At 72.7% G+C, this 13,300-nt stretch carries 14 protein-coding genes; 9 read left to right on the top strand and 5 right to left on the bottom strand.

The window, feature by feature from the left end; genetic code table 11:
* Nucleotides 1-81: 81 nt before the first annotated feature.
* Together ACN9M0_RS20630 and ACN9M0_RS20625 are read left to right on the top strand one after the other, a co-directional pair.
* Nucleotides 82-2,349 (top strand): heavy metal translocating P-type ATPase, encoded by a 2,268-nt coding sequence (locus ACN9M0_RS20630; protein WP_426404014.1) that lies wholly within the window; start codon nucleotides 82-84, stop codon nucleotides 2,347-2,349.
* A gap of 41 nt (nucleotides 2,350-2,390) precedes the next feature.
* Complete coding sequence (locus ACN9M0_RS20625) at nucleotides 2,391-2,672, top strand: metal-sensitive transcriptional regulator (protein ID WP_015035316.1); 282 nt, start codon at nucleotides 2,391-2,393, stop codon at nucleotides 2,670-2,672.
* A gap of 22 nt (nucleotides 2,673-2,694) precedes the next feature.
* Here the strand turns inward: ACN9M0_RS20625 and ACN9M0_RS20620 are convergent, their stop codons facing one another.
* Complete coding sequence (locus ACN9M0_RS20620; RefSeq protein WP_399695741.1) at nucleotides 2,695-2,838, bottom strand: hypothetical protein; 144 nt, start codon at nucleotides 2,836-2,838, stop codon at nucleotides 2,695-2,697.
* Nucleotides 2,839-2,946: 108 nt separating this feature from the next.
* On the opposite strand from ACN9M0_RS20620, the gene ACN9M0_RS20615 reads away from it, so the two are divergent.
* The 7 genes from ACN9M0_RS20615 (at nucleotide 2,947) to ACN9M0_RS20585 (ending at nucleotide 8,869) form a co-directional block, all read left to right on the top strand.
* Complete coding sequence (locus tag ACN9M0_RS20615; RefSeq protein ID WP_366039967.1) at nucleotides 2,947-3,339, top strand: BlaI/MecI/CopY family transcriptional regulator; 393 nt, start codon at nucleotides 2,947-2,949, stop codon at nucleotides 3,337-3,339.
* Nucleotides 3,336-4,247, top strand: a complete 912-nt coding sequence (locus tag ACN9M0_RS20610; protein WP_366039966.1) for a M56 family metallopeptidase — start codon at nucleotides 3,336-3,338, stop codon at nucleotides 4,245-4,247. Before ACN9M0_RS20615 ends, ACN9M0_RS20610 begins: the two co-directional genes overlap by 4 nt.
* A gap of 233 nt (nucleotides 4,248-4,480) precedes the next feature.
* Nucleotides 4,481-4,852, top strand: a complete 372-nt coding sequence (locus tag ACN9M0_RS20605; protein WP_366039965.1) for a GNAT family N-acetyltransferase — start codon at nucleotides 4,481-4,483, stop codon at nucleotides 4,850-4,852.
* Nucleotides 4,853-5,110: 258 nt separating this feature from the next.
* Nucleotides 5,111-5,971, top strand: a complete 861-nt coding sequence (locus tag ACN9M0_RS20600; protein ID WP_366039964.1) for an SAM-dependent methyltransferase — start codon at nucleotides 5,111-5,113, stop codon at nucleotides 5,969-5,971.
* Nucleotides 5,972-6,073: 102 nt separating this feature from the next.
* Nucleotides 6,074-6,514 (top strand): Fur family transcriptional regulator, encoded by a 441-nt coding sequence (locus ACN9M0_RS20595; protein WP_366039963.1) that lies wholly within the window; start codon nucleotides 6,074-6,076, stop codon nucleotides 6,512-6,514.
* 132 nt (nucleotides 6,515-6,646) lie between these two features.
* Nucleotides 6,647-7,675, top strand: coding sequence for a helix-turn-helix domain-containing protein (locus ACN9M0_RS20590; RefSeq protein ID WP_366039962.1), 1,029 nt, complete (start codon nucleotides 6,647-6,649; stop codon nucleotides 7,673-7,675).
* A gap of 141 nt (nucleotides 7,676-7,816) precedes the next feature.
* Nucleotides 7,817-8,869 (top strand): helix-turn-helix transcriptional regulator, encoded by a 1,053-nt coding sequence (locus tag ACN9M0_RS20585; RefSeq protein ID WP_366039961.1) that lies wholly within the window; start codon nucleotides 7,817-7,819, stop codon nucleotides 8,867-8,869.
* A gap of 110 nt (nucleotides 8,870-8,979) precedes the next feature.
* On the opposite strand, the gene ACN9M0_RS20580 is transcribed toward ACN9M0_RS20585, so the two are convergent.
* From ACN9M0_RS20580 to ACN9M0_RS20565, 4 genes are all read right to left on the bottom strand, one after another.
* Nucleotides 8,980-9,186: a hypothetical protein gene (locus ACN9M0_RS20580; RefSeq protein WP_399695739.1), complete on the bottom strand. Its 207-nt coding sequence runs from the start codon at nucleotides 9,184-9,186 to the stop codon at nucleotides 8,980-8,982.
* 217 nt (nucleotides 9,187-9,403) lie between these two features.
* Entirely contained in the window at nucleotides 9,404-10,684 is a 1,281-nt protein-coding gene (gene mshA / locus ACN9M0_RS20575) for a D-inositol-3-phosphate glycosyltransferase (protein ID WP_426405316.1), read from the bottom strand.
* 152 nt (nucleotides 10,685-10,836) lie between these two features.
* A complete protein-coding gene (locus tag ACN9M0_RS20570; RefSeq protein ID WP_366039959.1) occupies nucleotides 10,837-12,402 on the bottom strand; it encodes a class I tRNA ligase family protein in 1,566 nt (521 codons plus the stop codon).
* Between the two features lie 99 nt (nucleotides 12,403-12,501).
* On the bottom strand, nucleotides 12,502-13,248 hold the full coding sequence (locus tag ACN9M0_RS20565; RefSeq protein ID WP_086832434.1) for an SDR family oxidoreductase: 747 nt from the start codon (nucleotides 13,246-13,248) through the stop codon (nucleotides 12,502-12,504).
* Between the last annotated feature and the right edge of the window lie 52 nt (nucleotides 13,249-13,300).

Here is a 13,300-nt window from a genome sequence, read left to right as displayed (position 1 = left end):
CCCGCACCACCCCGGCCGCCGGGGCCCGACCACCACGCCCGGGCCCCGGCCCCCGAACCCCGCTACACCGAGGAGCAGGAAATGACCACGACCACTCCGGGCACTGCCCAGGTCGAGCTCGCCATCGGCGGCATGACCTGCGCCTCCTGCGCGGCCCGCATCGAGAAGAAGCTCAACCGCATGGACGGGGTCGAGGCCACCGTCAACTACGCCACCGAGAAGGCGAAGGTCACCTTCGACGCCGACATCGACGTCGCCGAGCTGATCGCCACCGTCGAGGCCACCGGCTACACCGCGCAGGAGCCCCAGCCCGAACGCCCCGCGAGCAGCGGCGGCGAGGACGGCCCCACCGACGAGGAGAAGGCCGACGAGGAGCTGCGGCCCCTCAAGCAGCGGCTGATCACCGCCGTCGCGCTCGCCGTGCCCGTCATCGCGATGGCGATGGTCCCGGCACTGCAGATCGAGTACTGGCAGTGGCTGAGCCTCACGCTCGCCGCGCCGGTCGTCGTCTACGCCGCCTGGCCCTTCCACAAGGCCGCCTGGACCAACGCCAAGCACGGCGCGGCCACCATGGACACCCTGATCTCGGTCGGCACGATCGCCGCGTTCCTCTGGTCCCTGTGGGCGCTGTTCTTCGGCACGGCCGGCACGCCGGGCATGACGCACGCCTTCGAGTTCACGATCGCCCGCACCGACGGCGCCGGGAACATCTACCTGGAGGCCGCGGCCGGCGTCACCGCCTTCATCCTGGCCGGCCGGTACTTCGAGGCCCGCTCGAAGCGCAAGGCGGGCGCCGCGCTCAAGGCGCTGATGCAGCTCGGCGCCAAGGAAGTCACCGTCCTCAAGAACGGCCGCGAGGTCACCGTACCGACCGCCGAACTCCAGGTCGGGGACCGCTTCCTGGTGCGTCCCGGCGAGAAGATCGCCACCGACGGCACCGTCGTCGAGGGCTCCTCCGCCGTCGACGCCTCCATGCTGACCGGCGAGTCCGTGCCCGTCGAGGTCTCCGTCGGCGACTCCGTCACCGGCGCCACCCTGAACGCCGGCGGCCGCCTGGTCGTCGAGGCCACCCGGGTCGGCTCCGACACCCAGCTCGCCCGCATGGCGAAGCTCGTCGAGGACGCGCAGAACGGCAAGGCCGCCGCCCAGCGCCTCGCCGACAAGATCTCGGCCGTCTTCGTGCCGATCGTCATCGCCCTCGCGCTCGGCACCCTCGGCTTCTGGCTCGGCACCGGCCAGGGACTCACCGCCGCCTTCACCGCCGCCGTCGCCGTCCTGATCATCGCCTGCCCCTGCGCCCTCGGCCTGGCCACCCCGACCGCCCTCATGGTCGGCACCGGCCGCGGCGCCCAGCTCGGCATCCTCATCAAGGGCCCCGAGGTCCTGGAGACCACCCGCAAGGTCGACACGATCGTCCTCGACAAGACCGGCACCGTCACCACCGGCCGGATGACCCTGATCAAGGTCCACACCGCCGAGGGCACCGACGAGACCGACGTGCTGCGCCTGGCCGGAGCCCTGGAGCACTCCTCCGAGCACCCCATCGCCCAGGCCGTCGCCACCGGCGCCGCCGCCAAGGTCGGCACCCTGCCCACCCCCGAGGACTTCGCCAACATCCCCGGTCTCGGCGTCCAGGGCATCGTCGAGGGCCACGCCGTCCTCGTCGGCCGCGAGAAGCTGCTCGACGAGTGGGCCATGGCGCTCCCGGCGGGGCTCAAGTCCGCCAAGGAAGAGGCCGAGAAGACCGGCAAGACCGCCATCGCGGTCGCCTGGGACGGCGAGGCCCGCGCGGTCCTGGAGGTCGCCGACGCCGTCAAGGACACCAGCGCCGAGGCCATCCGGCGGCTCCGCGCCCTCGGTCTCACCCCGATCCTGCTCACCGGTGACAACAAGGCGGTCGCCGAGGCCGTCGCCGCCGAGGTCGGCATCGACGAGGTCATCGCGGAGGTCATGCCGCAGGACAAGGTCGACGTCGTCAAGCGGCTCCAGGGCGAGGGCCGTTCGGTCGCCATGGTCGGCGACGGCGTGAACGACGCCGCCGCGCTCGCCCAGGCCGACCTGGGCCTGGCCATGGGCACCGGCACGGACGCCGCCATCGAGGCCGGCGACCTGACCCTCGTACGGGGAGACCTGCGGGCCGCGGCCGACGCGATCCGGCTCTCCCGCAGGACGCTCGGCACCATCCGCTCGAACCTGTTCTGGGCCTTCGCCTACAACGTGGCCGCCCTGCCGCTCGCCGCGGCCGGACTGCTCAACCCGATGATCGCGGGCGCGGCCATGGCCTTCTCCTCGGTCTTCGTGGTCGGCAACAGCCTCCGCCTGCGGGGCTTCCAGGCCGCCGACCGCTGACACCCCCGTCCTGTGAACCCCTGATCTCCGAGGAGCCCGCCGTGGCCGGTTACGGACAGCACAAGGAAGACATCATCAGACGCCTGCGCCGCATCGAGGGACAGGTCAGGGGGGTGCAGCGGATGGTCGACGAGGACGTCTACTGCATCGACGTCCTCACCCAGGTCTCCGCCATCAACGCGGCCCTCCAGTCCTGCGCGGTGGCCCTCCTGGACGAGCACCTGAGCTGCTGCGTCACGGAGGCCATCGCCCAGGGCGGAGACCAGGCGAAGGTGAAGGTGGGTGAGGCGTCCAAGGCCATCGCCCGGCTGATCCGGACGTGACGGAGTACGAACCGAAGCAGTGTCAGCCGCCCTTGCGCGAAGGGCAGTCGGCGGACAGCGTGAGACTCAGCCGGAGACAGAGGCCGAGCAGCTGGCGGAGGAGCACCAGCTCCACCGATCCGGGGAGACCGGAGTCGCAGACCTTCGCGCAAGGGCGGTTCCTCATGAGGGTCGACATCCTGCCATCGTACCCCTGGGGGGTATACCTGAGCGGGGGAAGCGGCCCGTACGATGAGCCGCCCGAAGGGCAGGCCCTACGGGGGAGGGGATGCACGTGCGCCGGCTGGGAGAGCTGGAGGCCGAGATCATGGACCGACTGTGGGCCTGGCAGCGGCCCGCCACGGTCCGCGAGATCGTCGACGACATCAATCGGGGACGCCGGGTCGCCTACACGACGGTGATGACGGTCGCGGACATCCTGCACCGCAAGGGCTGGCTCCGCCGCGAGAAGTCCGGCCGGGCCTGGCTGTACGAGCCGGTCCGCAGCCGCGAGGAGTACACGGCGGGCCTCATGCGGGACGCCCTCGGCGACAGCCAGGACCGTCCGGCCGCCCTCCTCCGCTTCGTCGAGGTCATCTCGGACGAGGACATGGCCGCCCTCGACGCGGCCCTCCGCGCCGCCCGGGCCGACCAGAACCCGCAGCCCGGGGACGGGGCCGGCGCGTGAACCACCACCTCCTCGTCCCGCTCGGGCTCACGCTCCTCACCGGTTTCCTCGTGCCCTGGATGGTGGCCCGGGCCCGCTGGGCCCAGCAGGTGCCCCGGCTCGCGCTCGGCGTCTGGGCCGCGTGCGGCGCCGGCTTCGCGGCCGGGGCCGCCCTGCTGCCCGCCCAGCTGGTCCTGCCGGGCGCGAGCAGCCACCGCCTGGCGGACATGATGTTCACGCTGGAACCGCCCACCCCCGACCAGTTCCTGAACCTCGACGGGCGCGAACTGTTCGCGTTCTCCCTCTCGCTCCTCTTCCTCTCGGTGCCCACCGCCGCCTTCCTGCGCCGCCTGGTCCGGGCCCGCCGGATGCGGGTCCGGCACGCGGGGGTGCTGCGCCTCGTCGGCCGGTACGACCCCGCGCTGCGGGCCACCGTCCTCGACGACGACCGGCCCGCCGTCTACTGCCTGCCGGGCCGCTCGCGCCGGGTCGTCGTCTCCTCGGGCGCGGTGCACACCCTGACCCCCGCCCAGCTCGCGGCGGCCCTCGCGCACGAGCGGGCGCACATCGCGGGACGGCACCACCTCCTGGTCGCGGCGGCGGAGGCCTTCGCGGCCGTCTTCCCCCGCCTCCCGCTCGCGCGGCACGGCGGGAGCGCCGTACCCCTGCTGCTCGAAATGGCCGCGGACGACCGGGCGTTGCGCCGGTGTACGCGGGACGCGCTCGCGACGGCGCTGTACGCGCTGGCCTCGGGGCGGGCGCCGCGGTCCGCGTTCGCGGCGGGCGGCCCCTCGGCGGCGCTGCGGATGCGGCGCATCCTCACCCCGCACAGCGCCGGACACCCCGTGCTGCGCGGGCTGTTGACGATCGCGGCGGCGGCCCTCGCGATGGCTCCCTTGATCGTCGCCTGCTGCTCGTTCCCCCAGTAATGGCGAACATCGCTATTTACTAAGCGAATTCGTAGATTTCGCATCGGTCACGGACTGCGGAATTCGCCGCTATTGTGGGTACGTTGGGGCTCGGACTCGGCACGTCGAAGGGTGCAAAACCAATGCAGCTCGCTGGCGTTCGTACGGCAGCGGCCGGCGACGCGACGACGATATCCAGACTGCTAGCCGACATCATCCGGAGCAGCTACGCCGGAATACTGGACGAAATCCCGATGCGGCGGCTGATCTCCGCCCAATGTGCACTTCCCCGCATACGCGCGGAAATTGAAATTCCGGGGGGCGCGCCGGGATGGCTCGGCTGGCTGGTCGCCACGGACGCGGCGGGCGCGGTCGTCGGCGTGGCCGCGGGCGGCGTCCCGGTGCCGGGCGAGGGCGAGGTGTACGCGCTCGCGGTGGAGCCCAACTCGCGCCGCGCCGGCATCGGTACGGCCCTGCTCGCCGCCGCGACCGAGCGGATGCGCGGCTACGGCGCCCGGGAGCAGCGGGTGGAACTCCCGGCGGCGGCCGACCCGGCGCTCCCCTTCTACTCCCACCTGGGCTTCGCGGCCCTCGCCCCGAGACGGTGGAGCAGACCGCTGCCCTGAGCCACGGGGCGAACCGCCTCTCCGAGCAGACCGCTCCCGAAGACCACCGTGTGCGGCGCACCGCGTGCGGCGCACCGTGGCAGATCCACGCCATCGCGTGTTCACGCAGCCCGATCCGGTGGATCGGGGTTCGTTCCCCAGGTCAGGATGGGTTCAGCGGCGCGGGCCCGGCGGCACGGGTACCTCGTCCGGACGGCATGGACCGAGCGAGCCCCTGGAGGAGCGATGCACACACCGAGCGGCACTTCCCTGCCCGTCGTGCCCGCAGCGTTCGCTCCGGTCCTGCCGTCCCGATACGGCCTCGACCACGAGCCCGCCCCCGGGGCCGGCATCCGGGTCACCGCCGACACCCTCCCCGGGCTCGAATCGGTCTCCCCCGCCGACGAGAACTCCGTCTGGCTGCACGACGCCCTGCTCGGCCCGCACAGCGCGGACATCGTCCGCTACCTCAGCCTCGCCCGCTCCACCGGCGGACCCGTCCTCGACCTCGGCTCCGGCGCCGGGCGGCTCGCCGTCCCGTTCGCCCGCCACGGCTTCGCCGTGGAAGCCGTGGACCGGGACGCCTCGGCCCTGGAGCGCCTCGAAGGCTGGGCGCGCCGGATCGGCCCGCAGGTGGCCGGGCTGGTCGTCACCCACCGCACGGAGCTCACCGACCTCCGGCTCGAAGGCAGTTACCGGCTCGCGCTGCTCGCGGGCGCCATGGTCACCGCCGTCCCGCCGGCCCGCCGGCCGGAGCTGCTGCGGGAGGTCGCCGCCCATCTGGAGACGGGCGGGGCGCTCGCCCTCGACTACACGGCGCACCAGCTGCCGGGGCTGATCGCGGAGCCGCGGCGGACCTGGGCCTTCCAGGTGCCCCGCTTCGACGGCATCGACGAGTGGGTGGTGGCCCGGCAGGTCTTCGACCTGCCGTCGATGAGCGAGCGGATCACGTATTACGCGGCGAGGACCGGCAAGCTCTCCTCGGAGCGGGTCGTGCTGACCACCGACAAGTGGATCGTCGATCCCGAGCGGCTGGCGGCCGAGCTGCACTCGGCGGGGCTGCACATCGAGGGCCGGCGGCGTCACCGGATCGACGAGCGGACCGAGTCCGTCCTCCTCGTGTGCAGGACGGACGACTGATGCGGGGGCGGCACGGACGGCCGAAGAGCACCTGCCGAGGTTGACGAGCAAGAGGTACGATGCCCACAAACGTTTGAGCCGACCAGGTGGCGGGCGGAGAAGATGGCAGTCGTGGAAGAGCTGACGGGCCGCGAGGCGGTGATCCAGCGCCTGCGCGATGTGGGGCTGCGGGTCACGGGCCCGCGCCTGGAGGTGCTCACGGTGCTCGCCGCCGGCGGCCATCTGGACGTCGAGGCGATCACCACGACGGCCCGCGAGCGGCTCGGCACGCTGACCAGCCAGGCCGTGTACGAGATGCTGCGGCACTTCCAGGAGACCGGCCTCGTCAGCAAGTTCGACCGTCCGGGTCTGCCCGCGGTCTTCGAGATCTCCGGACCGGCCCACCAGCACGCCCTGTGCACCACGTGCGGCCGCGTGGAGAACGTGTCGGCGAAGGCGCCGGAGCCGCCCCGGGGCGCCCTGCCGCAGTGGCGGGTGGACGACGCGGAGGTCGTCTTCCGTGGCCTGTGCCCGGACTGCCGGGCGGACGCCGACGGCGTCTGAGTCCCCGTCACCGTCCTGCGTGCCCGCCGCCCCGGCCGTGGTCAACTCCGTGCGTGTCGTTCGATTTTGTGGCAGGGTCTAGCGGGGCGATTCAACAGGGTCCGCGTGGATCCGAGGGGAGTCTGCTGCGCCGTGTCCAGAAACGCCGCCGTGACCCGCGCGGGTAGTGAACAGGCTCTCGCCGTCTACCAGGAACTGCGCGCCCGCCCCGAGGCCGGCTTCGACGAGGTCGCCGACCGGTTCGAGCTCTCCGCCGACGAGCGGGAGCGATGTCGCGACGAACTCGCCTCCTTAGGTCTCACCGCCCCCCGTGACCCCGCCGGGCATGCCGCCCCCGTGGTCGTGGACCCCGATGTCGCCCTGCTGCGGCTGCTGCGCCGGGAGCGCGACCGGCTCCAGGAGCGCCTCGCCGCGACCAGCCGCGCGCACACCGCCCTCGAAGCCCTCGCCGGACCGTTCCTGCGGGCCGGGGCCGCGCCCCGCTCCGAGGTCGAGGTGGAGATCGTCACCGACCCGCAGCGGGTGCTGCGGGAGCTGACGGACCTGACGGAGTCCGTGCGCACCGCCGTCCACGTGATGCACACCGGGTCCGTACGGCGCGAGGACATGGCCGCCGAGCTGGAGCGGGACCGCTCCCGGGCGGCCCGCGGGGTGCGGGTCCGCGCCATGTACAGCCGCCGGGTCGGCACCGTGCCCGAGATGACCCAGCACCTGGAGGACCGGGCGGCGCTCGGCGTGGAGCTGCGCCTCTCCCCCGTCGTGCCGATGAACATGGTCCTCGCCGACGAGAACTTCGCCCTGCTGCCGACGGACCCGCACGACCCGGACTCGCCCACCATCCTGGCCCGCGGCCCCGGCCTGGTCCGCTCGTACCTCGCGCTGTACGAGTACTGCTGGCAGGCGGCCGTGCGGTACGGGGAGGAGCCCGGCGAGACCGGCGGTGACGGGCTCTCCGACCAGCAGCGGGCCGCGCTGCACATGCTGGCCTCCGGGATCAAGGACGAGCAGATCGCGCGGAGCCTCGGGGTCTCGCTGCGGACGGTCAGCCGCCTGTTGTCCGAGGTCATGCAGGAGCTGGGCGCGGCGAGCCGCTTCGAGGCCGGCGTCAAGGCGGCCCGGCTCGGGCTGCTCGACGGCGAGGGGCCGGAACCCGCGGCCTAGTGCGAGGAGTTCGGATGTCATGGAGGACCCGCACGGCCCGCAGGGGCCGTGCGAGCTGCAGGAACCGCACGACGGACCCGTGCCGAGCCGTATGACAGGGTGAGGGCGGGGCGACTCGGAGGATGAGGGGGTCACTTCGCCATGGTCACCGCGGGCGACGGCATCGGGGACGGCACGACCGGCGTCCTGCTGGCCGTGTACCAGGAGCTGCGCCGCCGGGGCGTCTCGGACTTCGAGGAGGTCCGCAGGGAACTCGGGCTCGCGCCGGAGGAGTACGAGCGATGTCGCCGCGAACTCCTCTCCCTGGGTCTCATCGTGCCCACCGGGCAGGTGCACGCCACCGTCGCCGCCGTGCAGGACGGCAGCTGGCGGTCCGAGACGGACTCGGTGGCGGCGATCGACCCGGAGATCGCGCTGCTTCGGCTCCTGGAGCGGGAGCGGGAGCGGCTGCGGGAGCACCTGGCCGAGGCGGACGAGGCGTACAGCACCCTGGAGATCCTGGCGGGCTCCTATCTGCGGGCCGAGGCGCTGACGCGGGCGGAGGCGCACGTCGAGGCGCTGACCGACTACCGCAGGATCCAGCAGGCCATCGAGGACATCACCGATGTGATGCAGGAGAGTTCGGCCTCGCTGCACCCGGGGACGCCGGGGCGACAGAACCCGGAGCTGATGCTCGACCGGGACCGGCGGCAGATCACCAACGGGGTGCGGGTGCGCGCCATCTACGGCCGGCAGGAGGCCACGGACCCGCAGATGGAGAAGTTCCTGGGGCAGCGGGCGGAGCTGGGGGTGGAGATCCGGCTGGCTCCGGTGGTGCCGATGAACCTGATCATCGCGGACCAGCAGTTCGCGCTGGTGCCGATCCGGCCGGAGGAGCCGGGCGAGGGCGCGATCCTGGCGCGGGGCAGCGCCCTGGTGCGGCCGTATCTGAGCCTGTACGAGCACTGCTGGCACACGGCGACCCCGTACGGGAACGAGGCGACGGCGGAGGCGGGCGGTGACGGGCTCTCGGAGCAGCAGCGGGCCGCGCTGCACATGCTGGCCTCGGGGATGAAGGACGAGCGGATCGCGCGGACGCTCGGGGTGTCGCTGCGGACGGTCAGCCGGATGATCTCGGAGCTGATGCAGGAGCTGGGGGCGACGAGCCGTTTCGAGGCGGGCGCGAGGGCGGTGCGGCTCGGCTGGCTGGACTGAGCAATTCCGGCCGGCGGGCGACGGGGAAATGCCGGAACCCCACAATCGTGGCAGCGATTGCGGGGTCTCACGGCTGTGGAATTGCCGCCTGGATATCCGAGGAAACAGGTTCAGTTCGTGGGGCTGGGGGTCGGGTCCGTCGGGGCGACCGGCCAGCCGTTGTCGTCCGCGACACCGGCGATGGTGTGGGGGGTGACCGGGGCGCTGTCGGGGGAGACGGCGAAGGCGGCGCCGGCCGCGACCGCCGTACACGCCACCGCCGCGACCACGAGCTGGCGGACGATCTTGCGGATACCGGTGTTCTGCGCAACGGACATGATTCCTCCAGGACTTGATAGGTGAATTCCGCCTTCCGGGGTCCCGTGCCGCCGGGCGTTCCCTGAAGACATCTCCATTCTGTCCCGGCCCCCGAATCGAATCCAGGGATCGTCTCTGCGTGGACCCGCCATGGCGTGGATGCGTCAATGCGCCATCACAACAACGGAATTGAGGCATCCGGAGCTCGCCATACCTTTGGTCGAACCAAAAGAGATGCTAGACTTGTGCTACGGCCTTCTCGTTCCTCCAGGAGAGAGGGGCCGACGGGGCAGGGGCGTGCCGCCGCCCCTGCCCCACCTCCCCTTCCAGCGCCCCCCGGTAGACCTCGATCGTCCGCCCGGCCGACGCCCGCCAGCTCATCCCGCGCGCATGGCGCACCGCCGCCACCCCCATCGTCTCCACCGCCTCCGGGTGCGCCGCCAGCCAGCGCAGCCGGCGCGCGTACTCCACCGGGTCGTGGCCCCGCACGAGCATCCCCGTCACCCCGTCCCACACCGCCGTCGGCAGCCCGCCCACCGCCGCCGCGAGCACCGGCGTCCCGCACGCCTGCGCCTCCAGCGCCACCAGACCGAAGGACTCGCTGCGCGAGGGCACGACCAGCACGTCCGCCGCCCGGTACCAGTCCGCGAGCCGCTCCTGCGGTACGGGCGGATAGGGCCGCAGCACGTCCGTCACCCCCAGCTCCCCCGCCAGCTTCCACGCCGAGCCCTCCCGGGTCGCGCCCGAGTGCCCGCCCACCACCGGCACCAGGAGCCGGCGGCGCAGCTCCGGTGCCTCCCGCAGCAGCTCGGCCACCGCCCGTACGAGCACGTCCGGGCCCTTCAGGGGCTGGATGCGGCCGGCGTACAGCGGGACGAACGCGTCGGCCGGCAGACCGAGCCGGGCCCGGGCCGCCGCCCGCCCGTCCCCCAGGTGGAAGGTGCGCAGGTCGACCCCGGGCCGTACGACCTCGGTCCGCGCCCCCTCCGCCCCGTACAGCGAACGCAACGCCTCCGCCTCGTCGGCCGTGTTGGCGATCAGCCGGTCCGCGCTGCCCACCACCTGGTGTTCGCCCCGGACACGGAGCTCGGGCTCGGGGGCGTCGCCCTCGGCGAGCGAGGCGTTCTTCACCCGGGCCAGGGTGTGGGCGGTGTGCACGAGCGGTATCCGCCAGCCCACCGAGGCGATCCGGCCCGCCTGCCCGGAGAGCCAGTAGTGCGAGTGGACCAGGTCGTAGCGCCGCTCCTCCTTGAGCAGGGCCAGCGAGAACGGCACCACCAGATCGGGCATCGCCTCCTTGGGCAGCGCCCGGCGCGGCCCGGCGAGCAGGTGGCGGACCCGCACGCCCGGGGCGAGCTCGACGAGCGGGGGCAGGCCCTCGCCCCCGCAGCGGGTGAACAGGTCGACCTCCGTGCCCTGTTCGGCGAGGGCGCGGGAGAGCTCGACCATGTAGACGTTCATGCCGCCGGCGTCCCCCGTCCCGGGCTGGTGGAGCGGGGAGGTGTGGACGCTGAGCATGGCGACGCGCAGGGACACGTGGGGCTCCTGAGGAGTGGGGGGCCACGTGTCCCTGCGCGTCGCTCGCGCGCACGGTCACGCGACGGGGAGGGGACGGAGAATTCCTGGTACTGAGGTACTTAGTTGCTTAGTAGTACGGAGTGGGGCGAGGTTCAGAACCCGAAGACCGGGCCTGACGGCGGTGCCAGCCTGGTGCCCGGCAGCGGACCCGTGAGGGCCTGCCAGTCGACCGGACGCCCCGGCTCTACCTGGAGCGCCGACGCGAGCCGGTCGGCCCCCTCCGGCATCACCGGCCGCGTCCACGCCGCGAGGGCCGAGGCCACCGCCAACTGGGCGGCGAGCGCCGGGAGATGACGGCAGGAGGTGCTGGGACGGCACCGCTCGTGGGCGTTGACGTGGCCGAAGTCGGCCACCGAGCGGACCATCTCGTCCAGGACGGCGACCGCCCGGCGCGGGTCGAAGGCGTCGGGGCCGTACGCCTCCCGCAGGTCGTCCACGCCCCGGTGCAGCCGCCGCTCCAGGATCTCCCAGCCGGTGCCGCCGGGCAGCGCCTGCGGGGCGAGGCCGCCGCACTCCTCCCGTACGGCCGAGAAGAGCCGGGACAGCCAGCTGTTCCAGCTCTCGTCCAGCTCGTGCCGGGCCGCGGCGAGCCGCTCCCGCTGGAAGACCGTGCGGCGGCCCAGCGGGCGGGCCTGGAGGACGTGGCGGCGCAGGGTGTCGGAGCCGTACTCGGTGAGCAGGTCGAGCGCCCAGACGTTGCCCTCCTGGACGCCCTCCTCGATGACGTACGACTCGTTGACGTTGAAGTCCTGCGGCAGCTTGACGTCCTGCGCGAGCAGCAGCACCGGCAGCAGCACGGCGTGGCAGAAGGCGTGCCCGAAGCCGCAGAAGTGGATCGCGCGGCGGGGCAGCGGGCCCTTCACGTCGTAGCCGAAGAGATGCATCGCGGCGGCCTCGAAGCAGCCGTCGATCCGGTGCTCGGGGAAGCCCTCCACCGGCACCGGCAGACCCCACTCGCCGGGGTGGCCCACCGCGATGTCCGGCAGCCCGTCCTCCACCAGCGACTCGCACAGCGCCGCGAGACGCGGCGGCAGGCCCGCCGTCGCCCAGTACTCGGCGAGCGTCTCCCGGAACGGCTCCAGGGGCACGTACAGCCGGCGGCAGCGGCGGGCCACCGCCGGGGTGTCGCACAGCGCGCACCGCGCCGAGATCAGGTCCCCGCCGTCGTTCGGACGGGCGCACTCGTGGCACATCCCGCCGTCGCTCGCCGCGCCGCAGTGCGGGCACGTACCGGTCGCGTGCGCGCCGTGCAGCCAGCGGTCGCACGGCTCGCAGTACGGCAGCAGCCGGGTCCGGGGAGCGATGACGCCCTGCGCGTACAGCTTCGCGAAGAGGTCCTGCACCCAGCGTCCGTACCCCTTGTCGCGGCGCGGACGCACGATGTGGTCGAACTCCACGCCCGAGCGCAGCCAGTCGGCGGTGATCGCGGCGCGGTAGCCCTCCGCGACCTCCTCGGGCTTGCGGTGGTGGCGCAGCGCCCGGACCTCGACGGAGCTGGCGTGGTCGGCGGTGCCGGTGGTGAACCGGACCGCCTCTCCCTCGGCGCGCAGGAAGCGGGTGAGGACGTCGGCGGCGACGTACGGCCCGGCGAGGTGGCCGATGTGGAGTTCGCCGTGAGAGGCGGGAGGGGTCGCGGTGATCCAGACAGGGGTGCTCATGGGACCTCCTTGACGCTGTGGTGCGGTGGGCTTCAGCGGTCGCGGTCGGCGGTGCGCTGTCGGCGCAGGGCGGTCAGCGGGTCGGGTCGGCTCTTCGGGTCAGCGGGGCTCGAAGTGGAAGGAACGGATGAAGCAGTCGCGGGGCTGCTCGACGGCGTAGACGATGCATTCGAAAAGGGCCTGCGTCGTCAGTTTCTCGTCGGGGGCTATTCCGTCCGGATTCGATCCGTCCCACTCCGCGAATCGCGGATCGGACGTCGAGAAATCCGGCGGGAAGAGGGAGAACACGCGGACCCCGGAGGGCCGCAGCCGGCGCGACAGGATGTCGGCGAAGCCGGCCTGGGCGCTCTTCGCCGCCCAGAAGGCCTCATGGGCGGCGCCGGCGGTCGCGGCGGAGGCGCCCTCGGCGTCGCGGACGGCCACCATGTTCACGATGTCGGGCCGCAGCGAGCCGCGGAGCAGCGGCAGGAAGTGCTTCACCATCAGGACCGTGCCGCCGGCCGTCGACTCGATCGTCTCCACGATCTCGGCGTCGCTGGCCGCCTCCAGGTCCATGCCGTCCAGCCAGCGGGCGCCGTTGTTCACCAACAGGTCGACCCGGTCCGTCCGCTCGCCGACCCGGGCCGCGAACTCCCGGATCTCGGCGGGCCTGCTGAGGTCGCAGCCGAAGGCGTGGATACGGTCACGGGCCGAGCCCATGACCTCGGTACGGGTCCGCTCGGCGGCCTCGACGGTCCGCGCCGACACGTAGACCTCGGCGCCGAGATGAGCGAATCCGACGGCGAGCGCGCGACCGAAATAGCGGGATGCTCCGGTCACGACGACACGCAGATTCTCGAATTTCATGTGTGTCTATCTCCCCACGGATACCGATGGCCGGTCCATTTCAGGGTGGCAG

It is taken from the genome of Streptomyces sp. R-07 (assembly GCF_049913175.1).
Classification (GTDB): Bacteria; Actinomycetota; Actinomycetes; order Streptomycetales; family Streptomycetaceae; genus Streptomyces.
This window is presented reverse-complemented; position numbering and strand designations above follow the sequence as displayed.

What these genes read in the sequence shown, in the direction of transcription:
- ACN9M0_RS20605 (WP_366039965.1), top strand. Translation starts at nt 4,481, where the DNA reads ATGCGGCGGCTGATCTCCGCCCAATGTGCACTTCCCCGCATACGCGCG.
- ACN9M0_RS20580 (WP_399695739.1), bottom strand. Translation starts at nt 9,186, where the DNA reads ATGTCCGTTGCGCAGAACACCGGTATCCGCAAGATCGTCCGCCAGCTC.
- ACN9M0_RS20585 (WP_366039961.1), top strand. Translation starts at nt 7,817, where the DNA reads ATGGTCACCGCGGGCGACGGCATCGGGGACGGCACGACCGGCGTCCTG.
- ACN9M0_RS20565 (WP_086832434.1), bottom strand. Translation starts at nt 13,248, where the DNA reads ATGAAATTCGAGAATCTGCGTGTCGTCGTGACCGGAGCATCCCGCTAT.
- ACN9M0_RS20570 (WP_366039959.1), bottom strand. Translation starts at nt 12,402, where the DNA reads ATGAGCACCCCTGTCTGGATCACCGCGACCCCTCCCGCCTCTCACGGC.
- ACN9M0_RS20595 (WP_366039963.1), top strand. Translation starts at nt 6,074, where the DNA reads ATGGCAGTCGTGGAAGAGCTGACGGGCCGCGAGGCGGTGATCCAGCGC.
- ACN9M0_RS20630 (WP_426404014.1), top strand. Translation starts at nt 82, where the DNA reads ATGACCACGACCACTCCGGGCACTGCCCAGGTCGAGCTCGCCATCGGC.
- ACN9M0_RS20620 (WP_399695741.1), bottom strand. Translation starts at nt 2,838, where the DNA reads ATGAGGAACCGCCCTTGCGCGAAGGTCTGCGACTCCGGTCTCCCCGGA.
- mshA (WP_426405316.1), bottom strand. Translation starts at nt 10,684, where the DNA reads ATGCTCAGCGTCCACACCTCCCCGCTCCACCAGCCCGGGACGGGGGAC.